The organism is Ideonella sp. P3_A4 (assembly GCF_056403075.1).
In genome coordinates this window covers 1-4,987 of the sequence record NZ_JBFUGE010000443.1, presented here as the reverse complement: position 1 = coordinate 4,987, position 4,987 = coordinate 1, and the positions used below count along the sequence as shown (strand labels likewise).

General features: G+C 67.0%; 5 protein-coding genes. 4 read left to right on the top strand and 1 reads right to left on the bottom strand.

Annotated elements, in window-relative coordinates:
• From AC1DYI_RS26340 to AC1DYI_RS26330, 3 genes are all read left to right on the top strand, one after another.
• A partial coding sequence (locus AC1DYI_RS26340) for a penicillin acylase family protein (protein WP_477207089.1) occupies positions 1-2,215 on the top strand: 2,215 nt, incomplete at its 5' end.
• A gap of 29 nt (positions 2,216-2,244) precedes the next feature.
• On the top strand, positions 2,245-2,547 hold the full coding sequence (locus tag AC1DYI_RS26335; protein ID WP_477207088.1) for a YciI family protein: 303 nt from the start codon (positions 2,245-2,247) through the stop codon (positions 2,545-2,547).
• Positions 2,544-3,053, top strand: coding sequence for a GNAT family N-acetyltransferase (locus tag AC1DYI_RS26330; RefSeq protein ID WP_477207087.1), 510 nt, complete (start codon positions 2,544-2,546; stop codon positions 3,051-3,053). The genes AC1DYI_RS26335 and AC1DYI_RS26330 overlap by 4 nt, the downstream gene beginning before the upstream one ends.
• A 102-nt stretch (positions 3,054-3,155) precedes the next feature.
• Here the strand turns inward: AC1DYI_RS26330 and AC1DYI_RS26325 are convergent, their stop codons facing one another.
• The gene (locus AC1DYI_RS26325; RefSeq protein WP_477207086.1) at positions 3,156-4,418 is read right to left on the bottom strand and encodes a PQQ-dependent sugar dehydrogenase; all 1,263 of its coding nucleotides are present in this window, start codon (positions 4,416-4,418) and stop codon (positions 3,156-3,158) included.
• Between the two features lie 300 nt (positions 4,419-4,718).
• Between AC1DYI_RS26325 and AC1DYI_RS26320 the strand changes: the two genes are divergently transcribed.
• The coding region (locus AC1DYI_RS26320) for a hypothetical protein (protein WP_477207085.1) at positions 4,719-4,987 on the top strand (269 nt) is incomplete at its 3' end.

Here is a 4,987-nt window from a genome sequence, read left to right as displayed (position 1 = left end):
GGGTTATGTGCACGCGCAGGATCGCCTGTTCCAGATGGAGATCCTGCGGCGACTCGCCCGCGGTGAGCTGGCCGAGGTGCTGGGGCCGAAGCTGGTCGAGACGGATCGCCTGTTCCGCACGCTGACGATCCGCGAGTACGCCGACGCGTTTGCCGCCAAGATGGACAAGGCTGCGCCAGCGACGCAGGCGCTGCAGGCCTACCTCGATGGCGTCAACCAGTTCCAGGACACGCACCCGGCGCCGATCGAGTTCATGGTGTTGGGCATTCCCAAGCGGCCGTTCACGGCGGCCGATACGGCCAGCGTCGGTGGCTACCTGGCGTACAGCTTCGCAGCGGCCTTCCGCACCGAGCCGGCGCTGAGCCGCATCAAGCAGCAGCTGGGCCCCGACTATCTGGGCATCTTCGACCTGGCCTGGTACCCGGACGGCGTGACCCAAGGCCAACCCGCCGCGCCCGCCACACCTGCCAGCAGCCCCGGCCCGACGCTGCAGGCCGGCGATTGGCGTGACCTGGAGAAGGTCGCGTCGATGAGCCAGAACGCGCTGGACATCGCCGGCGTGCCGCTGTTCGAAGGCAGCAACGCCTGGGTCATCTCCGGCGCCCGCGCCGCCGGCGGCAAGCCGATGCTGGCCGGTGATCCGCACATCGCGTTCTCGGTGCCAGCCGTCTGGTACGAGGCACACCTCTCGGCGCCCGGCATCGAGTTGTATGGCCTGCACCAGGCGCTGAACCCGTTCGCGCTGGTCGGCCACAACGCGCAGTTCGGCTGGAGCCTGACGATGTTCCAGAACGACGACATCGATCTGGTCGCCGAGAAGGTCAACCCCGACAACCCGAAACAGGTCTGGGCCAACGGCCAGTGGGCCGATCTTCAGGAGCGGCAGGAAACCATCAACGTCAAGGGCCAGCCGCCAGTGACGCTGACACTGCGCCGCTCGCCGCACGGCCCGATCATCAACGATGCGCTCGACAAGACCGCCGGCACCAAGCCGATCGCGATGTGGTGGGCGCTGCTGCAGACGGAGAACCCGATCCTCGAAGCGTTCTACCAGCTCGACCGCGCCGACACGCTGGACAAGGCCCGCGGCGCCGTCAGCAAGATCCACTCGCCCGGGCTGAACGTGGTCTGGGCCAGCGCCAGCGGCGACATCGCCTGGTGGGCCGCTGCCAAGCTGCCGCTGCGCCCGTACAGCGTGAACCCGAGCTTCCTGCTGGACGGTGGCAGTGCCGAGGCCGACAAGACTGGCTTCCTGCCCTTCGAGCAGAACCCGCATGAAGAGAACCCGGTGCGCGGCTACATCATCTCTGCCAACCAGCAGCCGGCCGGCACGGCGCCGCTGCCGGGCTACTACAACTTGTGGGACCGCGCCCAGCGGCTGGATCAGCAACTGGCCGCCCGCGCGACCGGCTGGGACACCCCGGCGATGCAGGCGCTGCAGCTCGACACGCAAACCGGCTACGGCCCGCGGGTGCTGGCCCCGCTGCTGGCCGACCTGCGCGCCGCATCGCTCGACCCAGGAGAGAAGGCACTGGTCGAGCAACTGGCCGCGTGGCATGGCGAGCACCCGGTCGACGCGGTGGCGCCAACACTGTTCAACCAGTTCCTGTTCGACCTGGCGCACGAAGCCCTGGCCGACGAACTGGGCGAAGACGCCTACACCCTGCTGCGCCGCACCCGGGCGCTGGACCATGCCCTGCCCCGCTTGGCCACCAACCCGGACTCACCGTGGTGGGACCGGCGCGGCACGCCCGAAAAGGAAACGCGCGCCCAGATCGTCGACGCCGCCTGGCACAAGACGCTGACGCACTTGAAGGCCACGCTCGGTGCTGACACCGGCAGCTGGACCTGGGGCCGCGCCCATCGGTTGACGCACGAGCACCCGCTGGGCAAGCAGCCGCCGCTGGACAAGGTGTTCAACGTCGGCCCGTTCGCCGCCGCCGGCGGCCGCGAAACGCCGAACAACCTGAACGGGCCGCTGGCCGAGGTGCCGATCCCGGTGACCTATGGACCCTCGACCCGCCGAGTCATCGACTTCTCGCAGCCCGGCGCCGCGCGCGGCATCTTGCCGGTGGGCCAGAGCGGGGTTTGGGGTGACCGCCACTACAGCGACCAGGCCCAGGCCTATGCGAACGGCCAGACCCGTCCGCAGTACCTTGACTCGGCCGATGTGGCCAGCCACACGCGCGAGACGCTGCTGCTGAATCCGCGTTAGGCCCCGATTGCTTAGCCGAGCCAACCACCATGAATGAATACATCCTCTTGATGCTCAACGACGCCACCGACAAGCTCGTTGCTGACGATGGAGCGCGCTGGGGCGAGTACATCGCCGGGCTGCGCCAAAGCGGCCAGTTTGACGGCGGCAGCTCGATTGGAACGGGTGAGCGGCTTCGGAAAGGACAGCTGTCGCAACCCGTCAATGCGGAGCTGACGGGCTTCATTCGCGTGCGTGCCGAAAACTTGGAGGACGCCAAGCGCTTCTTGGTTGGAAATCCAAACTACGAAGCGGGCGGCACCGTCGAGATACGCGAACTGCCGCGCGAATGAGCAGTTCGCAGCTGATTCGACACGCCAACAGAGCAGATCTCGCCAGCCTTCAGCCGATCGAACGGGCGTCCTCTGCCTTGTTTCCCGAAGAGCGGATTCCAGACGTCGATGACGTCATGCCGATGGATGAGCTCGAACGGGGCTTGGAGAGTGGTTCGCTGCTGGTCGCGACATCACACGGCTCGGTCGTCGGCTTCGCCATGGCACGAGAGCAGGACGGCAACTTTCACCTGACGGTCATGGCGGTACACCCCGACCATGGCAACCGCGGCTTCGGGCGAAAACTGGTCGTGGCCATCATCGATGAAGCCGCGCGGCGCAAGCTTTCAGGCGTCACGCTGACGACCTTTGACGATCTGCCTTGGAATGGCCCGTTCTATCTCAGCGCCGGCTTTCGCGTGTTGAACGATGAGGAGCTGAGCCCGGCGTTGCGTGAGACTCTCACACACGAAAAGCGCCTGGGCATGGTGAGCAGAGTGGCCATGCGCTACACGATGGCCACCTGATCCTTCCCCTCAGCCAACGCTGCCGTCAAAGCGTCTTCGGCGCTCGCCAAACGGCCTCAGGCCCGACCGGGCAGTCGGATGCCCGGTCAGGCCTGTGGGAGCCTATTGCGCCGCGCAAGGATCAGCCAGGTCAACCAACACCTGCACCTGCCCCGGCACCGAGGCCGGCACCACCGGCTTTTGCTGGCCCTGCGCCGACGGGCACATCGCAATGAGCACGCCGCTGAGGCCCACCACGTACAGGCGACCCTTGCCGTCTTCGCCGAACGAGGCCAGGGTGGTCAGGCCCGAGCCGCCCAGCAGGGCCGACGTCTCTTCGCGGCGCTCGATCGGCGTGCCGTCGGCGTTGAAGGTCATCGAGAACGCGCGGTCGCTGACGCAGTCGCCGAAGAAGTAGCGGCCGTTGGCGTCGGAGATCGACGGCCCGCGGTAGACGTAGCCGCCGGTCACGCAGTTGCCCAGGCTGCCCTGGTTGCCCAGGTGCGGGTAGTCGAACACCGGACCGGTCAGGCCAGGCTTGTCGCCGCCGACGCCGCCTGGCGTCTGGATCTTGCCTTCGCGCAGGCGCCAGCCGTAGTTGTGGCCACCGTGGTCGCCGGCCGGCTCGAAGTCGATCTCTTCCCGTGTGTCCTGGCCCACGTCGCCGAGCCAGAAAGCCCCGGTCTTGCGGTCGAAACTGGCGCGGAAGGTGTTGCGCAAGCCGAGCGCCCAGATCTCGTGCTTCACGGAGCTGGAGTTGACGAAGGGGTTGTCCGGCGGGATCTTGTAGCCGGTGCCGGTGCCGCTCACGTCCAGGCGCAGCATCTTGCCCAGCAACACCTGTCCGTTCTGGGCGTTGTTGTGGGGGTCGTAGCCATCGCCGCCGTCGCCCAGCGAGATGTAGAGGTTCTTCTTGTCGCCCGGCCGGAAACCGACCCAGCCGCCTTTGTGGTTGTCGAAGGTCTCCTGGGTGATCGAGATGATCTGCTGGCGCGTGGCCGGGTCGGCCTTGTTCGCAGTCGGCGGCGACACGGTGTAGCGATCGATCAAGGTCGCGCCGGTGGACGAGCTGGTGTAGTCGACGTAGAAGCGACCGTTGGTGGCGTAGTCGGGGTCGAACGCCAGGCCGAGCAGGCCGCGCTCGCCGTTGGTACCGACGCGGCTCGAGATGTCCAGGAACTTGGTCGTCTTGCCGTTCTTGATCACGCGGATCACGCCGCCTTTCTCGACCACGAACAGGCGTCCATCGCCCTTGGGTGCGGTGAGGTAGAGCGGCTCGTCAAAGCCGGTGGCCACCACCCGGCCGTCGAGCGCCAGCGCCGGAAGCGCGTACCAAGCCAGCGCGCAGGCCACCAGGCCGACGCGCAAATGCTGCAAGTTCTTCATCAAAGATTCTCCTCTGAAGGAATTCGTTGAACTGGCCCCATCTCCGCAGGGACAAGCGCCCGCATCGGGGCAGCGGGCGCGAGCAATTTCGCCTCCCGCTTGCAGTCTCAGCCGAATCGCCCCCGTCGGGAGTCCTCAACACGTAACGCATTGGATCGCGCCGTTGCGGCAATCTGCCGCAGCTAACCGGCGCTTATCGGCCTATCGCGGCAGCCACCGCGGCCGAAGATGATGGGGTCCGTGGGTACGCATTCGGGGGGCAATGGGCCGTCCACGCCGTCCACGCTGGGAGACAGCCGCATGTCCACGATCGGCACACTGATCCTGCAGCCTGGCGCGCGCCTGATGCGCCAGCTGCGCATGCCCACCAAGATGGCCCTGATGGGCCTGATGCTGCTGGTGCCCCTGCTGCTGCTGATCATTTACAGCGCGCAACAAGCCCGCGGCGACCTGGGCAATGCCCGCTCGGAGCTGGCCGGCACCCAGGTCGTGAACCAGCTGACCGACCTGGTGACCCAGGTGCAAACCCACCGTGGGCTGACGAACCGCGTGCTGTCCAGTGAGACCGG

What these genes read in the sequence shown, in the direction of transcription:
- AC1DYI_RS26335 (WP_477207088.1), top strand. Translation starts at nt 2,245, where the DNA reads ATGAATGAATACATCCTCTTGATGCTCAACGACGCCACCGACAAGCTC.
- AC1DYI_RS26330 (WP_477207087.1), top strand. Translation starts at nt 2,544, where the DNA reads ATGAGCAGTTCGCAGCTGATTCGACACGCCAACAGAGCAGATCTCGCC.
- AC1DYI_RS26325 (WP_477207086.1), bottom strand. Translation starts at nt 4,418, where the DNA reads ATGAAGAACTTGCAGCATTTGCGCGTCGGCCTGGTGGCCTGCGCGCTG.